24 protein-coding genes are annotated in these 19,065 nt (G+C 63.3%); 9 read left to right on the plus strand and 15 right to left on the minus strand.

Features of this window, described 5'->3' with window-relative positions; genetic code table 11:
• Positions 1-41 precede the first annotated feature (41 nt).
• From traN to V7066_RS15005, 4 genes are all read right to left on the minus strand, one after another.
• On the minus strand, positions 42-1,136 hold the full coding sequence (traN, locus tag V7066_RS14990; protein ID WP_048939487.1) for a conjugal transfer protein TraN: 1,095 nt from the start codon (positions 1,134-1,136) through the stop codon (positions 42-44).
• A complete protein-coding gene (locus tag V7066_RS14995) occupies positions 1,133-3,064 on the minus strand; it encodes a hypothetical protein (protein ID WP_279728029.1) in 1,932 nt (643 codons plus the stop codon). The genes traN and V7066_RS14995 overlap by 4 nt, the downstream gene beginning before the upstream one ends.
• A complete protein-coding gene (locus V7066_RS15000; protein ID WP_279728028.1) occupies positions 3,061-3,249 on the minus strand; it encodes a hypothetical protein in 189 nt (62 codons plus the stop codon). The genes V7066_RS14995 and V7066_RS15000 overlap by 4 nt, the downstream gene beginning before the upstream one ends.
• A 137-nt stretch (positions 3,250-3,386) precedes the next feature.
• Positions 3,387-4,406, minus strand: coding sequence for a TraU family protein (locus V7066_RS15005; protein ID WP_279728027.1), 1,020 nt, complete (start codon positions 4,404-4,406; stop codon positions 3,387-3,389).
• Between the two features lie 99 nt (positions 4,407-4,505).
• On the opposite strand from V7066_RS15005, the gene V7066_RS15010 reads away from it, so the two are divergent.
• Entirely contained in the window at positions 4,506-4,814 is a 309-nt protein-coding gene (locus V7066_RS15010; RefSeq protein WP_048939490.1) for a type II toxin-antitoxin system TacA family antitoxin, read from the plus strand.
• Between the two features lie 15 nt (positions 4,815-4,829).
• Positions 4,830-5,360: a GNAT family N-acetyltransferase gene (locus V7066_RS15015; RefSeq protein ID WP_048939491.1), complete on the plus strand. Its 531-nt coding sequence runs from the start codon at positions 4,830-4,832 to the stop codon at positions 5,358-5,360.
• Positions 5,361-5,392: 32 nt separating this feature from the next.
• On the opposite strand, the gene V7066_RS15020 is transcribed toward V7066_RS15015, so the two are convergent.
• The 11 genes from V7066_RS15020 to V7066_RS15070 all read right to left on the minus strand — a co-directional run bounded on the left by V7066_RS15020 (position 5,393) and on the right by V7066_RS15070 (position 14,264).
• A complete protein-coding gene (locus tag V7066_RS15020; RefSeq protein WP_279728034.1) occupies positions 5,393-6,052 on the minus strand; it encodes a conjugal transfer protein TraW in 660 nt (219 codons plus the stop codon).
• Entirely contained in the window at positions 6,042-6,278 is a 237-nt protein-coding gene (locus V7066_RS15025) for a hypothetical protein (protein WP_048939493.1), read from the minus strand. The genes V7066_RS15020 and V7066_RS15025 overlap by 11 nt, the downstream gene beginning before the upstream one ends.
• Complete coding sequence (locus tag V7066_RS15030) at positions 6,275-6,604, minus strand: hypothetical protein (protein ID WP_048939494.1); 330 nt, start codon at positions 6,602-6,604, stop codon at positions 6,275-6,277. Before V7066_RS15030 ends, V7066_RS15025 begins: the two co-directional genes overlap by 4 nt.
• A complete protein-coding gene (locus V7066_RS15035; RefSeq protein ID WP_334183846.1) occupies positions 6,601-9,147 on the minus strand; it encodes a TraC family protein in 2,547 nt (848 codons plus the stop codon). The genes V7066_RS15030 and V7066_RS15035 overlap by 4 nt, the downstream gene beginning before the upstream one ends.
• A complete protein-coding gene (locus V7066_RS15040) occupies positions 9,144-9,794 on the minus strand; it encodes a TraV family lipoprotein (protein WP_048939496.1) in 651 nt (216 codons plus the stop codon). Before V7066_RS15040 ends, V7066_RS15035 begins: the two co-directional genes overlap by 4 nt.
• A 24-nt stretch (positions 9,795-9,818) precedes the next feature.
• On the minus strand, positions 9,819-11,168 hold the full coding sequence (locus tag V7066_RS15045) for a TraB/VirB10 family protein (RefSeq protein ID WP_279728025.1): 1,350 nt from the start codon (positions 11,166-11,168) through the stop codon (positions 9,819-9,821).
• A complete protein-coding gene (locus tag V7066_RS15050) occupies positions 11,165-11,941 on the minus strand; it encodes a type-F conjugative transfer system secretin TraK (protein WP_080993736.1) in 777 nt (258 codons plus the stop codon). Before V7066_RS15050 ends, V7066_RS15045 begins: the two co-directional genes overlap by 4 nt.
• Entirely contained in the window at positions 11,925-12,560 is a 636-nt protein-coding gene (locus V7066_RS15055) for a TraE/TraK family type IV conjugative transfer system protein (RefSeq protein ID WP_048939498.1), read from the minus strand. The genes V7066_RS15050 and V7066_RS15055 overlap by 17 nt, the downstream gene beginning before the upstream one ends.
• Before the next feature lie 5 nt (positions 12,561-12,565).
• Positions 12,566-12,832 (minus strand): type IV conjugative transfer system protein TraL, encoded by a 267-nt coding sequence (locus V7066_RS15060; protein ID WP_008827576.1) that lies wholly within the window; start codon positions 12,830-12,832, stop codon positions 12,566-12,568.
• A 132-nt stretch (positions 12,833-12,964) separates the two neighbouring features.
• Positions 12,965-13,279, minus strand: coding sequence for a hypothetical protein (locus tag V7066_RS15065; protein WP_029547519.1), 315 nt, complete (start codon positions 13,277-13,279; stop codon positions 12,965-12,967).
• A gap of 196 nt (positions 13,280-13,475) precedes the next feature.
• Positions 13,476-14,264: a DsbC family protein gene (locus V7066_RS15070; protein WP_234415538.1), complete on the minus strand. Its 789-nt coding sequence runs from the start codon at positions 14,262-14,264 to the stop codon at positions 13,476-13,478.
• Here V7066_RS15070 and V7066_RS15075 point away from each other — a divergent pair.
• The 7 genes from V7066_RS15075 (at position 14,263) to V7066_RS15105 (ending at position 19,059) form a co-directional block, all read left to right on the plus strand.
• A complete protein-coding gene (locus tag V7066_RS15075) occupies positions 14,263-14,568 on the plus strand; it encodes a hypothetical protein (RefSeq protein ID WP_199909727.1) in 306 nt (101 codons plus the stop codon). The genes V7066_RS15070 and V7066_RS15075 overlap by 2 nt on opposite strands.
• A gap of 168 nt (positions 14,569-14,736) precedes the next feature.
• On the plus strand, positions 14,737-15,159 hold the full coding sequence (locus V7066_RS15080; protein WP_048939500.1) for a hypothetical protein: 423 nt from the start codon (positions 14,737-14,739) through the stop codon (positions 15,157-15,159).
• Positions 15,160-15,300: 141 nt separating this feature from the next.
• Positions 15,301-15,711 carry a helix-turn-helix domain-containing protein gene (locus V7066_RS15085; protein ID WP_048939501.1) on the plus strand — a complete coding sequence of 137 codons (411 nt, stop codon included), beginning with the start codon at positions 15,301-15,303 and terminating at the stop codon, positions 15,709-15,711.
• Positions 15,712-15,714: 3 nt separating this feature from the next.
• Entirely contained in the window at positions 15,715-16,353 is a 639-nt protein-coding gene (locus tag V7066_RS15090) for a GntR family transcriptional regulator (protein ID WP_234415539.1), read from the plus strand.
• A gap of 160 nt (positions 16,354-16,513) precedes the next feature.
• Positions 16,514-16,648 carry a benenodin family lasso peptide gene (locus V7066_RS15095; protein ID WP_107917581.1) on the plus strand — a complete coding sequence of 45 codons (135 nt, stop codon included), beginning with the start codon at positions 16,514-16,516 and terminating at the stop codon, positions 16,646-16,648.
• A gap of 57 nt (positions 16,649-16,705) precedes the next feature.
• Positions 16,706-17,374 (plus strand): lasso peptide biosynthesis B2 protein, encoded by a 669-nt coding sequence (locus V7066_RS15100; RefSeq protein WP_334183847.1) that lies wholly within the window; start codon positions 16,706-16,708, stop codon positions 17,372-17,374.
• Positions 17,371-19,059 (plus strand): asparagine synthase-related protein, encoded by a 1,689-nt coding sequence (locus V7066_RS15105; RefSeq protein WP_279728021.1) that lies wholly within the window; start codon positions 17,371-17,373, stop codon positions 19,057-19,059. The genes V7066_RS15100 and V7066_RS15105 overlap by 4 nt, the downstream gene beginning before the upstream one ends.
• Positions 19,060-19,065: the final 6 nt, after the last annotated feature.

Here is a 19,065-nt window from a genome sequence, read left to right on the forward strand (position 1 = left end):
GGCCGACCAAGTAGACAGGGCCTGCCACGAGCAGGCCACGCCTAGTTGCTGATCGTCTGCATATAGGCATCGATCTTGTCCTTCATGTCGATCTGGATTTCGCTCTGGGCGCGCGTTTCGATCTCCTCGTAATATTCCGAGAGATCCATCCTGCTGAAATCGAGCGCCTGGAATTCTTCCGCCGTGAAGCCGCGGCAGTAAGGCTTCTTCGCCGTGCCCCAGCCCTTCTCGGCGAAGCTCTTGAGCTGGGGGCGTCCCTGTTCCTGGATGATGCGGCCGAGCTTGGTGTTGAAGCAGCAGTGGCCTTTCGCTTTCTGCACGCAGATGCCCAGGATCTTCGACGAGCAATAGCTGCCGACCTCGTGGCACATCCCCGAGCCGCGCAGCATGCCCACTTCCATGTCCTCCTGGTCGCAGCCCTGCAGCAGCACCTCGATCATGAAATTGACGGCAAGGCTGATCGCGATCGAAGTGGGATCGATGCCGACGATGATCGCATTGGCGCCTGCGCTTGCCGCCTGGCTCGCCGTCGCGCCCGCCTTGAAGGCGGTGTAGGCCGCCTTGAGGCCAGTGAAGATGCCCTTGGCGACGGCGATCTTGGTCGAGATCGACGAGATCGAACCGCCCATGCCGTCCTTGACGATCTTGCCCTTGTCCTTGCAGCAGTTCTGGAATGTGGTGCTGAGACCTGCGGGACGACAGCGCGCGGCGCGGCCCGAAAATATCTCGATCGTGCCCAGGCAATTGCCGTCCGCATCGACGCCGCCGTCGGCCTCGACCCCGGGATCGTCGAGCGCCGCTTCCTCGACGACGGGATTGGCGCCGGTGTCGATGCATGTGTTGGCCGAGCACGCGGCCGCGCCGCCGCTCGCGGGAACCTCGCATGCATATTGATCGCCGAGCGGGCAGTGGAGCGCGCCTGCCGTGTCCGCCTCGCACGTCGCCTGGCCGATCGGGCACATCCAACCACCCGAAGCGGTCAGATGACAGGTGGCCGTTTCGCCTTCGTCGGCGGCATCGCCGTTGCCGTCGAGGTCGGCCGCGCAAAGCTGCTGGGCGGACGCGCCTGCGGGAAACACCAGCACGCCGGACATGAGCAGCATCGCCGCTGCAAGGAGGGACCGCACGGCGCTCATCGCACGGTGCTCGTGCAGACCATGTCCGCCCCGCCAAGGCGTACCGTCTGCATCATCACCGCCGCTTCGGGAAAATCATCGAGACAGCCGCAGCCCTCCACGAGTTCCTCGCCGTCCCCGGCCGGGCAGACGTTGCTGTCCTGGCAGGTGCGGTAGTAATAGTCCCAGCCTGTCGGATCGGTCTGCTTCGAACCGGTCACGCCATCGGGGGCGACTGCCGTGTTCCCTTCCGCCTTGCGGGTCTTGCAGATCGGCTCGCAGGCGCTGACGCTGCCGCGCTCGGGCATCGAGAAGCTGCGGGTGGTGAGGCTGTAGCTGCCGTCGGCGTTCGCCACCCGGTCGGCGAGCAGGGTCTCGGCCGAGTGATCGATGATATAGGCGCCGCGCGAGAGATCGGGTTCGGCCGATGTTCCCAGATCGACGGTGCACCGGTAGGTCCGCTCGCGCAGGAAGAAGTCGCGGGCGATCTGCGCGGTGCAGGCGCCGGTTCCAAATACCCGCGTCTGCGGCAGCGGCGAGAGGCCGGTATTGACGCCGCTGCGAAACGTCGTGACGCCGTCGACCACTTCATCCTGCAGCCGGCAGGCATCGTTCGCCCCATAGCCGGAACAGGTGTCGACGAGCTGCTCGCTCGTCTTGCATCCGGTATCGACGCTCGCATCGATCGCGGCATAGGCTTCGCCGCCTTCGGCCACCGCGACGCGCAGCCAGATGTCATGATCGCCCTGTGTCATCCGCGAGGTCAGATCGAGCGCGGGGTTCAGGTAGAAGGCGCTCTTCTTCTCGCATTTGCCCGGCGGCAATCCGGTTCCGGTCCAGGTCTGCGGCCCGGAACCCAGCAGTTCGCCGTCGACGCGGAGCTGCGCCCAGTCGTCGGCGCCGAAACGGGTGAGCAGGACCTGGCGCAGGCGATCGCTGTCCTTGACCCGCAGCGTCATGTGGAAATCGAAGATCGAGCAGGATCCGCCCGAAAGACTGTTGTCGGACGGCGAGCCCATGAGGAAGGTGACGGCCTCGCTGCCCGTCACGGAGGTCGCATAGCCGCCCGCGACCCGGTCGATGATCTTCTCGATGGTGATTTCTTCCTGGGTGATCTGCCGGGTAATGGTGCAACTGCGGCTGACTTCGGACGTGCCGGTGCCGGTCGAGGAGGCAGCGAGCGCCTGGAACACGCTGCTGGCCTGCGCGGCGGCGGAGGCGTCGCTCGAGATGGCGCCGGGATTGCTCTTGTACGCGGCGGCGCCGACATCGGACTGCGCTGTGCACGAGGTCGTCTGGGCGCCGGTGTAGCGGATGATCGGCCCATCGATCGCCACTTGCGAAATGGCGATGCGCGCGTCCGACGTGGTGAGCGCGCCGACGACGCCGCCCCCGAGGTCCTTCAGCACCGAGGCGATGTTGCCCCACACCAGGTTGTTGCCGCAGCTGTTGTTGACGCAGTAACAGCCGGCAAGCTCGGTCAGCTCGACCTCGCTGAGCTTGAGCGCTCCCGAGGTCGCGGTATTCCAGCGGAAGAACCGGCAGGCGTCCCACGTCCCCGGGTTACAGGAGATAATCCCGTTGGCGCAGATGCCCGAGGTGACGACAGGCACCGTCAGCGCCTCGTCGAAGCTGCCGTCGAGATCGCTGTCGCGCGAAATGCTGAGTGTGCCGATATCGCCGGTGGTATTCGGCTGCGCAAGCAATTCCAGATAAGTCGCGGTCTTCTGGCAGGCGAGATCGGGCGTAAACGCTTTGGAGGAGTCCACCGTGGTTATGCTCTGGCCCGCCATCCCCGGTGTCACGTAGTTATCGAGCAGCGCATCGCTGTCCGCGCTTTTGGCGCGCGCGGCGGCGGCCGCGGCGCGGGCGCGGTCCTCCGGCGTCTGCGCGTGCAGCCCCGCGGAAAACCCGAGCACTGTGACAAGGAACAGGGCGCACGCCTTCATGGCTGGATCTCGCCTGGCGCCAGCCTGCGCGAGCCGCGACGCAAACGAAACAGCAGAACGCCGCCGTCGCTATGCGGCCTCTCGGCCCTGAACACGGCTTGCCCCTCGAAGACGGTCAGCGTGGCCACGACGACAGACGGCGAGGAGGGGCGCACCGCCTGTCCATCGTCTGTGTTGAAGGCCACGCCGACCGCCCGACCGACACCGCAGGGGGGAAACGGCGCCGGTCTGACCGCGATGGAAACGCCGGGTGTGATGGGCTGACGGGCAGGCCACCGGCTGATCCCGGGCGCTTTCACGCGGTTGTCGGAAGGCGACCTGCTCACGGCGTCGATACCCCGGCGCAGCAGATCGTCTTTTCAAAGAGCATGAACTGGGCGTTGTCCTTGCCGGGCGCATGCTTCGCGCTGGTCCACAGCGCGCCGGGCCGGCCGACATTGACGCAGCTGCCGCCCTTGACCGGCTCCATCAGCTGGAACTTGTAGCGGCTCTTGGCCCACACCGGTTGGGGGATGAAAGAGCAGCCGTCGGCCGAACTGATTGTGAGCGCGCCGAGCCTCCCCATCATGAAGAGGCCGCGCGCGGCAAGACCCGCCCAGGCCTCGACGCTGTCCCCGAAATGAATGTCGCCCGCCACCGGATAGGTCGCGCCCCACGAGCCCATGCACCAGAACAGCGGATCGACGACCTTGCCCGCGGCAGCCGCGGCGCTGTCGGCCATGCAGGCAAGTCCCGCGGCCGGGTTGCCGAAGAGGATCGCCTCGGGCTGGATGATCGCGCCCAGCGTCGCCGATTGCCAGGTCGGCAGGACCTCGGTGATGAGGGCGACGTCGAAGCCGTCGTCCTCGATGCACGGCAGGTCGGTGAACATGTCGAGCATCTTCCAGACCGGCGAGATGTAGTAGTGCATCTGCGCGAACATCTTGCGCGTATTCGTGCCGTCGGCGAGGCTGCTCTGGCTCCCCTGCAGCTTGCCGCCGGTCGGCATGATGTCCGCGCCGAGCGCCATCATGCAGCCCGGTTCGGTCACGACATCGACCGTGCGGTTAGGGGACCAGAAGCTGACCTTCACCCCGAACCAGAAGGTCACGCCCTTGCGGCAGGCGCAGAGCGGCTTGGACGCCGACTGGGCGTCGAGCGCCTTGCCGAGCGGTTCGCTGGGGCCGACCTTCACGCCGCCGATGGTGATCGGGAAGATGCAGTTCCAGCGCACCTTGGTGATCGGGTTGAACGCCGTGCCCGCTTCGCATTTGGAGGCATGGGCTGGTACGCTCGGAAGCGTCGCCAGGGCTAAGCCGGCAGCGAGCGCGAGGATGCCGCGTCGCGATGGAAATAGGACCATCTTTCCGACACGGCAGAAGAGCATGGGCTTGCGCAGTGACATTGAAATGTGCGCCAGATTGGCGTACATTGCGCTGGTTGGGAAGCGAAGGCGAGAGTGATGAACAAGTTCGTGGATATTGCTGCGAAGGTCGAGGAGCGCGCTACCGAGCGTATGAGCTTCCGGACGAAGCCGCGTATCAAGGAGGTCATCCAGTACGCCGCGGCGGTGTCGGGCGTCGACGATTCCACTTTCGCCATGAACGCGGCTTACAAGGCCGCGCTCGAGGTCATCGAAGCGCAGGAGCGGACGGTTCTTCGCGGAGAAGACGCGGTCGCTCTGCTCGACGCCCTCGAGAATCCCTCTCCGCCGACCGAGGCGATGCGTAGTGCATTTGCCCAGTATCGCGATCGTTACCTGTCCAACTGAGCGACGCACGAGTTCATGTACCGACCCATTACCGAGCCGCTCGATGTCGCCCGGCACGATCGCACGACATTCGAAAGCGGCGTCGCGCAGGTCGATAATTTCTTCCGCCAGACCGCAGCCAAGCTGACCCGTGCGGCAAATCTGCGAACGTTCGTCCTCGATGGCGGGCAGGGCAAGGTGCTTGGCTTCTACGCCCAGAACGCCTCGGCCATTGCATACCGCGATCTGCCGGCGCGTTATGCAAGGACACGGCCCGGCCACGGAGAAATACCGGCTGTCTTCATTTCGATGATCGGCGTCGACCGGCGCGTCCAGGGCAGGGGCCTTGGTCGTGACCTGCTCGTCGACAGCCTCTGGCGCATCGTCGAGGCCGAACGCTCGGTGGGCATAGCGCTGGTCCTGATCGACGTTCTCGATTGCGGAGATGCTGTCCAGGTCGCCCGACGGAAGGACTTCTACCTGCGGCATGGATTCGCGGAGCTTCCGGGGCAGCCGCTTCGGCTGTTCCTGCCGATCGCGACGCTGCGCGAACTGATCGGACATTGATTTGTTGCCGATCCCGTAGACGATCAGAATAGTCATTGCGGCGCCTTTCGCGCGGCTTTCGCCCCGTACACTTCAACCACGTCCACTTCGGTAAGCACGAGCTTCTGCCCGTGCTGCGCGACGATCACCGGCGCGACGGTCAGGCCGAGCCGCGCCTTGACGCGCTCCTCGAGCAGGAACAGCGCGCGGCCGTGCCGTTCGCCGAGCGTGATGGCATCGGCATCGCCAGGACTGCCGCTCGCGAGCAGGATGAAGTCGGCGGGCCTTGCAGTGCGTAGCGCCCAGTCGAGTTCGCGCGGATGCACGACGATCAGCCGCTGGGGCAGCGACACGTAGGCGAGCGGATTGAAGCTGTAGCCCTTGGCATAGAGCAGCTTGCCCTCTGGCAGGCGGATATCCTGGTCGAGCGTATAGAAAGGGACCACCGTGCGGCTCCGATCCGCGTGGGAAACTCCGAGCGCCGCTGCTTTCATCGCCGACCAGCGTTCGCGCGGCCCGAAGGCCTTCGTCATATCGGGAACGCGCGCGGCCTGGCCCTCGATCTCGCTTAGCGCGTCGGGTTCGGCGATGGGCCAGGTGCGACCGATGGTACTGGTCCCCGCAAGGGCTGCTGTCGAGGTCGCGAAGGGAAGGGCCAGCGTCGCCAGCGCGGACAAAACCTGGTTGAGGCGATGCATAGACCTAGCGACCATGACGACGCCTCCATCCAGGCTGACCGCCATTGCGATCCTCGCCGATCGCCGCGCTGATCAGGGCGGCCATAGCGATGATCGCTGTGAGGACGACGAGCAGGCGGAACCGACCGGGCACGGCGGGCAACTGGCAGGCGATGCAGGACTGAACCAGCAGCAGGCCCTGGCTGCCGACCAGCAGGCGGATAGGCCCAGGGGCCGGTGTCGAGGAGAAAATACCGTTCACCGATGCCTCCACTGCCGCAGGTGCGACACCAGCTTGCCGCAGGCGCCGGAAATACCGATCAGCAACATGCCGCTCGCAAAGCAGGCGGCCGCGACGATGATCCCGGCGCGCAGCGCGGGCAGGAAAGGCTGGTGAAGCGCGAGGCCGGCGATCGTCACCAGCGCGCCCATCATGAAGGTTTCGATAGCGACGAGCCGCAACCGCCAGCGAAAGGCGGCCGCTTCCGCCCGCTGGGCGACACGCGCTTCGATGGCGGCCTGCACGGCCGGGTCCTGCTCCCAGTCGAGCGGCAGCTGGTCGGGATGCGGGGAGGGCGCGCGCGTCATTCCGAGGCTCCATCCGATTGACCGTCCCAACGGCGCTCCCGGCCGCCGGCATCACCCAGAATCTGCACGGGATCGACGCCGGCGAGTTCGCACACGGCTTCGAGCGGGCTGCGCCCGGCGCGCAGCAGCGCCTCGAAGGCGGCGACCTCCCCCGGCGCCGAGGTGTTGATCCAGTAGCTGAAGGGATCGACGACCAGCCGCGCGATCCCCAGGCCAAGCGGCGAATCTATGAACACTTCGGAATAGTTCGGCTTGGCGTTGCGGACCGATTTGAGGAGGTCGAGGACGAAGCCCGAATAATCGAGGATCTTGTTGTCGACCGCCTTGTCGTAAGTCGAGCCCTGCAGCAGGAACTTCGTCGCCGCGTTCTCGAGGATCACCTGGCCGGTGCCGCCGAAGAGCGTCAGATCGTTCATGCTCTGGAGGACGATACCGAAGCTGCCCTGGTATTTGCGCGCTCGGCGATAGCCCTGGCCGAAGGCCTCGGCGAGCCGCGAGAGATCCTGCCCGTCGCTGCGGGTCATGAACTGGGCGGCCTCGTCGCACAGCACGAAGCGGGGACGGCCGCGGTCGGAGAGATAGAGCTCCTGAGTGACGGCGTTGACCACCACCATGACGATGACGTTGAAGAGGTCCGGCAGTGCCTTGAGCCGTTCGAGCTCGAGCACGACGAACTCGTCGCTGCGGATATCGAACGTCGAGGGGCCATTGAAGAAATGGCCGTAGGCGCCTCCCGACCCGAAATCGCGCAGGTTGAAGGCGAGCTCGCGCGCGACCGGCACGAGATGCTCGACGCGGTCCAGGTCCGAGACGGCGTTCTCGGGATAGCGCCCCAGCCATTCGCGCACCGCATCGATGCCGTCCTCGCCGCGCCCGCCATCGACTGTCCACTGGACTGCGGACTTGAGGAGATTCCACTGCGAGGTGGTGACGGGCTTGCGGGTGGCGGCATTGGCCATTTCCGCGACGATCGCGACCGCCATGGCGATCGCCGACTGCTTGTCCTCGCCATCGAGCGCGAGCCCCATGTCGAAGGGGTTGAGGACGAGCCGTTCCTCGCCGATGTCGATGTAGCGGCCAGAGCACAGGGTGCAGAGCTTGCGATAGCTGCCGCCGATATCGATGATCCGGATGAGCGCGCCTTGCGCGTAATATTGCTGGCACAGGTTGTTGAGCAGGAAGCTCTTGCCCGCGCCGGACTCGGCCGAGACGATAAAGTTGTAGTTGTTGATCCTGGGATCGAAGAGGTCGAGCGTGATTAGCTGGCCCTTGCGCCCCACGTAGAGCAGCGCCGGGCGCCCGCCCCCACGAAAATCCGTCTGCACCGGGGCCATAAGCGTGGCCGCCTTCACCGGCATCCGGAAGTCGCGCTCGAGCAGTTTCATCGTGCGCTTTTCAGGATAGAGCCCGAAGGGCAGGCTGGCGGCGAGCAGCACCGGTAGCAGATAGCTCTCCTCCTGGACCATGAAGGGTAGCGGTTCGGACTCCCACAGCCGCTTGGCACGCGCGGCCATGTCGCGCGCCTGCGCGCTGTCGCGGCCGAGCACCCACATCGTGGGGATCACCGAGACGAAGCGGCTGTTCGAGGCCTCGTCGAGGATCCAGCCGATCTCCTCGATCTGCTTGCCGACCTCGACTGCGAAGCTGCCCGCCGCCTTCTGTGCGGAAAGGATCTGGGCGCGTTTGTGAATCTCGAACTGCGAATGGTCGAACAATACCGAGAGACAGGAAAGGAACGGGCCGCCGATCTGGTCGCTGTCTTCGGCGCTCCCGCGCATGCCGCCCATCAGCCGGTTGGCGCGCTCGGCGGTGATGCGCCGCGCGGGCGCCTTGGGCGTCAGGCAGCGCGCGACCTGGTTGCCGAGGAAAACTTCCGGCCCCTCGAAAAAGAGGTCGGGCCCCGCCTCGATGATCTGGCGCGCCACCGAGGGCGCGGGCATGCCGCCGACACCGTCCTGCAGGAACACGCCGGGCGCGGGCGCGAACACACCGTTGAAGATCCGCCGGTAGAAACTGACAAGCTCGGATGGCGGCAGACGGCGGATGCCCATCTTCGCCAGTTGCTCCTCGACCTGCCGACGCAGATCGGCGCCCAGCTTCACTCGCGTCTTCACCGCGAGGAACAGGCGAAAGTCGCGCACCGGGATGCCGTGTAGGGAATCGAGCCCGCGGGATCCGGCGCGCAGATAGTCTGCGGTCCGCCGTGCCGAGGCCTGGACCAGCGGATCGGGCCGGACCTTGAGGTCGAGATAAGCATCGAGCGCAGGGTCTATGAGGGGATCGGCGAAGGTGATAAGCTGCAGCACCGTTCCTTCGGGGAAGTGGATATTGAGCAGTCCGAGCAGCGCCTGCTGGACATGGGCGAACATGTAGGTGGCGGGCACGAGCTCCCAGGCCTGGCCCCAGCCATCGTCGATGCACAGGAACGCCTCTTCCTCCTCGACCCAGGCCAGCATCGGCAGGAAGTCGGAATAGGCATCGCGCGTCACCGCCGCGCGCAGGCGCTGGTAGCTGAGGCCGCCCCGTGTATTTCGCGCGCTCATGGCCGGCTCTCCGGTTCGAGGGCGTCGCGGCGTGCACCGGTGGCCGGTTCAGCGGCTCCTGCCGGGTCGTTCTCGCGCGTGGTGCGCAGCACCGGCGGCGCGGGAACCCGGCCGCCCGGTTCGACGAGATAGTCGCCGACCACCCATGCGGGCCTGTCGACGATCGAATAGATATAGCGCGGCATATAGAGGCGACCCGGCCGCTGCTTGTCCGCATAGGGCAGGATCAGCGTGCGTACGGTTCGCGAGGGCCGCAGCATCGGCGAGGAAGGGCTCTCGACCACTGCGCCGAAATTGGGCTGTGCGGGTCGGCCGGCGGCGGAAATCTTCGTACCCCGGCGGTTGGAGGCAAGCGCCGTTGGGGCGTGTTGAGCAGCGGGCAGCGCGTGCCCGCCTTCGGATTGCGGCTTTTCGTGGTCGAGCAGCTTACGATCGTTGGTGACGGCGGGATCGGACTTGGACGGCCTACCTGCCAGCGCGTCGGCATAGGCCTGGTCGGGATGGATGCACTGGCCATGGTCGCTGTTCTTGCAGGAGAACTTCTCGCTGTAGGGCGACATCACCGACCCGACCGCCGCACAGCCCGACAGGGACAGGCCGATGAGGGGGAGGGGGAGAGCCAGCAAGGCGGGACGTAGCATGGTCATGTTCCTGTCTCCGGTTGGCGAGGGTCAGAATTTGGCGGCGGAGCCGGGCTTGATCTCGAGGGTCACGCCCTCCTGGATCACTACGACGACGTCCTTGGCGGCGCCGACTTCGACGATGGGCCCCGCTTGCCGGGCAAGATCGAGGTAGAAGTCGGTGAGCTTGTCCGACGACTTGGAAAGACCCCCGGCGATCCCGGTCTTGGCGGCGTCCGCAGCATCGAGAGTGCGCACCGAGCCCAGCGCAGAAGTCGACGTGCTGCCGAACGTGCTTTCGACCGATTGCGAAATGCCGCTGATGGTGCCTGCGATGAAGGCACGTGCGAGCGTCGCGCCGGCGCGGGTCACCACCTTCCCCGAGAGCCCCTTCTTGCCGTCGGTGTCGACGAAGAAGCCTTTGACCGGCTGATCGACCACCGAATGCTCGTCGAAATCGACGCAGGACAGCGAGACGAGCTGGATTTCCACCCGCTCCTTGGCGAGGCTGCCGGTGGCGTTGCCGATGACGAAGCAGCCGGCAAGGTTCGCCTTGACCTCATTGGGCAGGACTGCGGGGGCCTGGACCCTTGCGATGATCGGCTCGGGATTGCTCGTGGCGTCCCGGCTCGCCAGCGCGTCGATCCCGGTCAGGAGCCGCGCCTTCATGAAACCAGGCGGTAAATAGATCGTCCGATTCTTTTTTTTGGACGACGCCGAGGCATCGGCGGTGCCCTGGGGGCCGCCCGTGCCTATGACCGTGCCGGTCGCCGAGCCGATCGCACCAACCGTCTTCTCGACCGGCGGGGCGGGCGGCGCCGCGGATACCGAGGGCCCCGTCGGCGGTGCGGGCAACCTGTCGGCGTCAGCGGAAATGTCGCCCGTCTCGGGAGGATAGGGCAGGGCGGGAACGGTATCCGGCAGTGCGGGCGGCAGATCGCCGTCATTTCCCTGGTTACCCGCAGCCGCCTTGCTGCCGGGAACCACCTTGCCTTCCTCGATGGCGCTCACCCGGTCTCCGAGCAACTGCTGGCCGTCGAGCACCTTCTTGAGATCGCCGCGCAGCTTCACCTCGAGGCTGTCGCCGCGTAGGCCCGCGCCCATGTTGAGCGAAGCGGCGGGATCGGTGCTCTTCACCTCTTCCTTGCGCCCGGAAGCCATGTAGAGCGCGAAGCCGAGCGCACCGACGGCGGCGGCGACCGCGAGCTGCCGCGCGCGCAGCTTCTGCTTCGCGGACAGCCGGTCCCACTGTGCTTTCCAGTCAGTCAGGCCAAAGGCCGCGTCAATCCCGGCACGGGCCAGCGCATCCTCGCCTTCGCGCGCGGCCTGTTCGGCCAGGTGCGCCTGGTAGGCCGAACGCGGCTCAGGGGTGCCCGTGGCCTTGTCGTCCGGCCCGTTCATTGAACCGCTCCCCGGCGTACGACCACGAGGCGGGCGGTTTCTCCTGCGGCCAGGCGCACACGATCGAGGGTGATCGCGAAGATACGCTCCCCGAGACCGGCATCGACCAGCTGGCGTTCGTCGAGCACGATGGGCACAGCGGCCTGCAGCCGATATTCCGAGGCGGAGAGCCCGGTGCCTTCGATGGCGATCCGGCGCTGCTCGGTGAGCGAAAGGGCGGGTAGAGACGCAAGCTGTATCGCCGTGTTCGATGGCGCGACTTCGCTGAAGGTCGCCGGGACATGATCGTCGAGGAGCGCCATCGTCACCGAAACCGCGCGGTCCTCGTCGGCGAGCGCGGCGAGAAGGTCGCTGTTCGCCTGCGCGCGCTGGCGGGCGCCGGGCACAAGCAGCACCGTCTGCGCCGGAATCTCGGCAGGTTCGGCATAGAGCGGATAGGTTGCGCCGTTACAAGTGACGAAGAATTCGGCAGGCTGGGTCACATAGGTCCGCGTGACCTGGCCGGCGTCATCGACCTCGCGGGTCAGGAACTTGATCCAGGCGTCCGCGCCGCCTTTCTCGACGGCGAGACCCTTTTCCGCCGAGAACTTCACGTCCTCGATCTCGCCGCCCTCGCATACGACATGATTGATGTCGCGGTTGGAGAGACGGATATGGCTGGTCTGGTCCGGCAGAGCCTGGATGCCCTGTGCCGATGCCGGCGCTGCCATGAGCAGCAGGCAAAGCATTGGGACACAGCGCAGCGACGCGCCGGGGTCAGCGTGTTTCGGCATCGAACTGTTCCTCGGAAAGGCGGGTCAGCCAGAAGCGGCCATTCTCGATCCGGTAGCCGATCCGCAGAACGCCCCGGAACTTGCGGATCACCCCGCCGATGACCCGGACTTTCTCCACCGGCACGAGGATCTCATGCGGCGTCCAGCGCACCGGCTGGTCACCCCGGATGTAGGTGGCGATCGACAGCGTCGGATTGTCGGCCAGTTCGTCGAGCACGCCGTTCAGGCTGTCGCGCATCGCGCCGTAGGCGGACGGATGGACCAGCCCCAGCAGCTCCTGGAACTGGCGGTCGGCCGAATAGGCCGACCATGTGCCCGACAGCGCGACGATGTTGCGCGTCATCGCGACCAGGTAGGCTTCGGACGGCTTGCTGCCCGAGACGTAGAGATCGCCGGTAGCACCGAAGGGTACGACCACGGTGCGCGCGTTCTGGTTGGTCGTGTAGATGACCGCTCCGAGCACCACCGTCACGCCGAACATGCCGGCCACCGCGACCTTGAGCAGCCGGTTCTCCTCGAAGAGGTTGGCCGAACCCTGCAGATAGCGATGGATGCCGAAACTCGCCGGTTTACCCAGCAGCGGATCTTCGGCCACTCGCTTGCGTGAGATGATGCCCATCGCGCCTACTCGAAGAAACGGGTCTGGGTCGGACCCGGATAGTGGGGGAAGGAAACCAGGCCCCAGCGCCAGGCGAGGTGGGACAGGTAGCCCCTGGGCTTGCTCCGCTTCCACGGGATGAAAAGGAGAAGGGCGGCGATGAGCGCCCAGCCGACAAATCCGCCCACGATCGCGGCCACGAACACGCTCGAGGTCGCGAGCAGGAACTCGTCCGATCCGAACCACAGGATCTGGACCGGCCGATGCAGATATTGCGGAAGGCGCTCGTCCATGTGCCCTTCTCCTCCTGCTTCATGACACCTTGCGAAGGTGTCGGTTTCCGGGGACCGACCATCGGCCCCCAGCACGGTGCCGGCGCGGGACGGACCTGGCCGGTCGGCCAAGCGCGCCCTGCGCCCGGCGTCTCAGACGACCATCCCGAAAGTCTGGAGAATGGAATCCGCCTTGATCAGGCACACCGCCGCGACGATGGTCGGGATGCCGATCATGATGTTCGAGAAGAGGCGCGAGACGCCGAACAGGAAGGCGGCGACGCCGCCCACGAAGCCCAGCGGGCCCTTCACGCCCTTGTTCACGACGATATCGTAGATGTCGTAGCCAAGATCGCCCTGGGCCGGTGCCGAGAAGGCATGGGCCGGGCCGGCGATCAGGGCCATCACGCCCAAAGGGAGGCCGATATTCGCCGCTGCGAGAGCCTTGTTACCGAATGTACGCATCATGGCATTGCTCCAAAGAGGAGCCGTCCGGACATTCGCCTGCCGGCATCGACGGGGATCGGTGTCGGCCGGGGCGTCGGTGGACGGCTCCATGAGCCCGCCGCCGCCGGCATCCTGGTTCACCCGCCCCGCCGGGATCGGCGCAGGCTGGATGTCCTCCGGAAAGAGATCGTCGCTTGCCGCGACGGTGCGTGTGAAGTCAGCGCGGCGCATCGGTCACTGCCTTCGTCGGCGCGGGCTTCGCATGCCGGTCGAGGAACGCCTCGAGCTCGGCCTGCTGGAAGCCCGAGATGAGCTTGCCGTCCGCGATGAGGGTCGGCGTTCCCGAGACACCCACCCTGGCTACCAGTTCGGCATCGGCGGCGACCTTGTCGCGGCCTGCCGCGCACTGGCGCAGAACCGGCGGGGTCTGGCCCGAATACGCGGCCCTGAACGCTGCCTCGCGATCGGGCGAGCACAGGATATGCTCTGCCTTGGCGGCGGCGGTCGGGTGGATGCCGCTCACGAAGAAGATCAGACGCCGGACCGGCTTGCCTTCGGCTGCCTTGGCGTTCCAGTAGCGGTCTAGCGCCTGGCAGTAGGGGCAGTCGGGATCGGTGAATTCGATCACCGTCGGCGCGTCCCCTGGGCCGATCGCCAGGGCCTTGGCGGGATCGATCGCCTTCAGGCGCCGGCTCGCGCCCTGTTCCTGGGCAAGCGCCGTAAGGTTCACGCCATTACGATCGTAGACCGTGGCGAACAGCAGATGCTCGCTCTGCGGCGCGAAATAGATGATCTTGCCGCCCGCAGTGGCCTGATAGAGCGGACCTTCGACCGGTGCGGGACCAAAATCCTCGAAGCGCAGGTTGGTAAAGGTCTGGTGCAACTGCTGCTCGGCATCGGCCTGCGCGTTGGCCAGCGGGTCACCGTGAGCCTGCGCTTTCGCAGCATCTTGGGGCTGGGCCGTGATCTGATCCGGTTCACCAGCATGGACGGGGGCAGCCGACATGAACGCCAGCGCTGCGACACCAGCCACGCTACCAAATAAACCCGGCCGCTTCGGCCATGACGAAGTCGCGGCCGAGTCTTTCCGCCGCGCCGCAGCGTGCCCGGTTCCGGGCACGAGATGTAGCCTGACGGTCATCGCCAATTCACGAGGATTGTGGAACATTGGCACACGCCTCCTTCTTCCGGCGCGTGCGATTCCGCGCGCCGCCGGCTTTCGTCATGCGGTTCTGGCTGGGAGCGTGGTTTGGGCTGCGCTCGCCTTCCCCGTGGTGATCGGATGGATGAAGGATGAAGCGAAGAAATAACCCGCACAATAGGCAGGGTACTGAGATGCCGGTTCGGAAATACAGTGCCGGAATCGGCACATCAGTTCCGCTTTTCGTGCCCTGCGACGTCGATTTTACCGTCTTGTCTGTGGGAGCGCTGTCGCACGACGGTTCGCTTCGATCGCGAATCAGCCAGGGAGCCTCGGCATGAGGACTTCGAGAACATACAAGCTGCAGCTCTCAGGGCAGGGCATCGATCAGTTCCTCGCCTGCCATTGCCGGGTTGCGCGCCTGGCGAAGGAATTCATCCCCTATGGCATGACGCTCTATGTCGCCATGAGCCTGCTCGATGCGAGTGATCCGGCGGATATCGCTGCCGAACTGGAATCCCCGGTGTGCAATGCGCTGGGTGGTTCCTCGAACCGCTTCGTGGGGACGACATCACACCTTGTCGATCTCGTTGAGCAGGTTGGCGCGCGCCTTGCCGATAGTGGCCACTGTGGTCGATCCATAGCGACATGGCGCCTTTATAATGCCGGTCTCAGTCTGCTGCTGAGTTCCGAGGACGGAGAGGTCCAGGCCGCCTATCGAAGAGCCGCCCGGACCATTCCGGTCCGGCGATCGCGCTGATACCGACTATCTGTAGGGATTATTTGAATAATGCTTTCACCATGAAAGCGTTACCGGATTGACGTTTGGCGTAACGAACAACATTTTCTCCGCACTGGGCTGTGCACGGGAGCTTTGAGCCATTGGCAGGGAGATCTTGTCATGCCGCTTCAGGCGATGCCCACTGCACGCGATCCCTCGGTGCTTGCGACGATCAAGCTGATGTCGGGGAGACGGATAGAAATGCAACGGCGTACCGAAAAGATTACGCAGGAAGACTTCGCGGCCCGCGTCGGCATCGGCGCGCGCTGGCTGCGCGAGATCGAGGCCGGGAACCCCAAGTCGCGGCTCGACGATCACTTCCGCTGCGCCCATGCCCTGGGGCTTTCGACCGGGCATCTCGTTATTCCGCTGCTGTTCATGGAACATCAGCGGGTTTTTCCCCGCGGCCTACTCGAAGGAGACCTCTCGAAGCTCGAAACCGTCTGCATAGATGCCATTGCCCGGCACAACCTCGACACGCTCTCGCACCAGCTCTTCGCACGCGATGCCGACCAAACGCCCGACGACTGAACGATGATGTCGCCGGGAACGCGCCAGGGTGAGAAAGTCTATGCGGACCTTAAGGAAGCCGTGCTCTCGGGGCGCTATGCGTCCGACACGGAGCTGTCGATTGCGGCTATCGCCGAGGATATTGGGGCCGGCGGCTCGCCGGTCCGCGACGGCTTGCATCGCCTTTATGGCGAGGGGCTCCTGCAGACGGGCCCGCATCGGGGATTTAGAGTGCCCAGCTGGAGTGCCGACGCACTCAGAGATTGCTACACATGGCATGGTCATCTCATGCGCATGGCCATCAAGGCGATCGGACCAAAGGCGCTTCGGGAACCGGTGGCGCGCGAGGGATGGCTGACCGATTACAGTAATCCCGATCGCATCGTCGCGACCGCGGAGCGTATGTTTCTCACGCTGGCGAACAGATCCTCTTCCAACGAGCTCGTGGCCGCTGTCGCCAATGCGGGTGAGCGTCTGCGCACTATGCGACTCGTCGAAACGGAACGCTGGTCGGACTGTGCCGAAGAACTCGTCTCTGCCAATGTATTGGCAAGATTTGAGCCCGGAAGCAGGCTTCTGGAGGCCCTCTGGAACTATCACCGTCGCCGAATTCGGGCTGCCAATATGCTTTCTGAATCGCTCAAATCGCGATTACAAAGCTGAAATTACGCCATAAAATGACAACCGATGCATGTGAAAGATTATTTCGCAATATTGGTCGTTTATTAGTTTCACCATGAAAGCAAAAGAGGCTGAATATATTAGGGTTCCGGCATAGCCTTTCTGTCGCCACGAACAGTGTGGCGAATAGAAGGAGGTAAGTATGGAACGCGAATACGAAGCCACCGATGACGGTGTGGTCGAACTCGGACTGGCAACCGAGGTTACTCAGGGCCAAGGCCTGGAAGGTGACGATTACCCGCGCGGACAGCCGTCTTTCGGTTTGCTGGAAGACTGAGTCCAACGGCTTGGCCCGGTATGATCACCGGGCCAAGCACTACGCCTGGGGTGTGTCATGCCTTCCCTAGTTCTGAAACCAAGAGTGGGATGCTGCTATGTTGAAGGAAGGTATTTCTTTCTCGACATAGACAGAAACCGATATTGTACCTTGCCTATTCGTCTCCATGATGCGATTCGAAATGTCATAGCAGGATCAGATATTGACATAGACAAGTCACGAGAATTGATCAAAACAGGACTGTTCTTCTCTCCAAAAGCTATCCCTATGCTCGCCACTTCAGACTCCATGGTGTCTCCCCGAGGCTCAAGAGTTGGAAGGTATAAATCAACGCGAAGATTTCAGCAGCTCTATCTGTTTACGGTTGCCACCCTGCTTCTGGGTCTGTTTCATGTGGCGGTAAAGGCCATCCCGCTGAAGCGATCCGTCGCAATATGTAAAGCCATAGGGCGGACTTCAGGAAGGGAAGCACAAACCGATAACCTCCAAATGTGTTTAACGGCATTCCGGCGGGCGGCCTTACTGTTTGTGCGCAAAGATCAATGCTTACCGGATGCGCTGGCGCTGAAGGCCATGCTTGCGTTCTATGGCATACCCACAAAGATTGTATTCGGTGTTCGAATTAATCCGTTTCAGGCACACTGCTGGGTACAACAAGACGATTTCGTGTTGGGGCAAGAGATCAGTACCGTCCGCAGCTTCCATCCGATCCTGACTCTCCCATGAATACCTCTTATTCCTTCGTCGTAAATCCGAAGGGCATGGGGGAGTTTTACGACCATAAAGCGGGTCCATCATCCGTAATTAGGCAGATATTCACCAGCACTGATCTTATTGTCCAGCTCTTAAGACAGGGATCGGTTGTCGTTATCGGGGACTGTTTTCCAGAACTTAAAGGTGATCTCACGGATTTAGCCGATGTATTGTCCTGTATTAAATATATCGCCAATCACCATTGGGGCCGCTTTGTCGCCATAGGGCATGATCCAGGTTCCAGCTTAACCGCAATATATCGAGATCCATCTGGAATGGTCCCATGTTATTATGGCTATATCGAAAATCGCGTGGCCATCGGAACGGACGCATCGAGCATCATTACCAATCTGGGGATTCCGTCGCGCATAAATTGGGACACGATCGCCACGAGCCTGTTGTCGCCTGATCTCCGATTGCATGAGACGGCACTTCAGGGAATTGCCGAAGTGGTTCCCGGCGAAATGGTTGCAGTTAATCCGTGTGGCGCACGACGTGAAATATTATGGAATATCGCGGAGGCTATCGGTACAAATGAAAAGGCGACATTCGACGAAGCCACGGAAATACTAGAGCATGCGCTCGTGGAAACTATTCAGACGTGGTGTGGTTGCTACAAAAATCCAGCAGTTTCCGTATCTGGCGGGCTTGACTCATCTATCATCGCAGCAATCGCGGCGCGCGTATCCGATGTAGATCTGATGCACTTTTTAACGAATACGCAAGGTGGTGGCGAACAACACTATGCCGAGTTGCTGGCGAGCCACATCAAATTGCCGCTTCATTGCATTACGTCTGAAGTCACGAAGGTATCGGTGCAGGAGAATAGGTCGTCCTCGCGCCCTCGACCATCGGCGCGGCTTTTTACCCAAGGCTATGACGATGCTTCAGCTTGTCGTGCCGAAATGGTAGGAAATTCCGCTCATTTCAACGGTGGCGGAGGCGATAATGTTCTAGGGAAGCTTCATTCGGCGTACCCTTTGGCGGACCTTCAACTGACCGAAGGTTTCTCCTGGTCCCTCCTTCATGTGGCGATAAATGTCGCCCATGCGACAGGAGCTTCCTTGCCCGAAGTTCTCAAGCAAGGGGGCCGCGCAATCTGGAAAAGGGACATGCTCGTTTCCTGGCCTCGCCAGAAGGAGTTTCTCACCAGACGTGCCTTATCGATGCCTGTGGAGCAATGGCATCCCTGGCTTAACGAAATTCGAGGTAAGCTTCCCGGTCAAAGACAGCTTGTGAGGAACATGGCGGGAGGTGCGTCGTCAACTGACTATCTGAACATCTTCAGTAACGTGCCGACGATATACCCTTTACTTTCTCAGCCAATAATGGAGGCCTGCCTGTCATTGCCGACGTGGTTATCTATATCGGGCGGCCAGGACAGGGCAGTCGCACGGGCTGCGATGCAGAAATATCTGCCGTCCGAGCTTGTTAACCGCACGTCAAAAGGCGCTTTCGACTCCATCGTCTATCAAATCTTTAGCGTGAACCGTGACAGTGTGTTTGATGATTTGGAAAATGGTCTACTCGCTGATCAGGGACTTCTTGACATCGACGCGGTAAAGGCCGCGCGCTTGGATGATCGGTTCCAGAGGGTTCGTGCCAGTCGCATTCTCCATATTCACGAGATTGAGACCTGGTGCCGTCATTGGATTTGATACAGC

The sequence above is a fragment of the Novosphingobium sp. genome, assembly GCF_036820275.1.
Taxonomy (GTDB): Bacteria; Pseudomonadota; Alphaproteobacteria; order Sphingomonadales; family Sphingomonadaceae; genus Novosphingobium.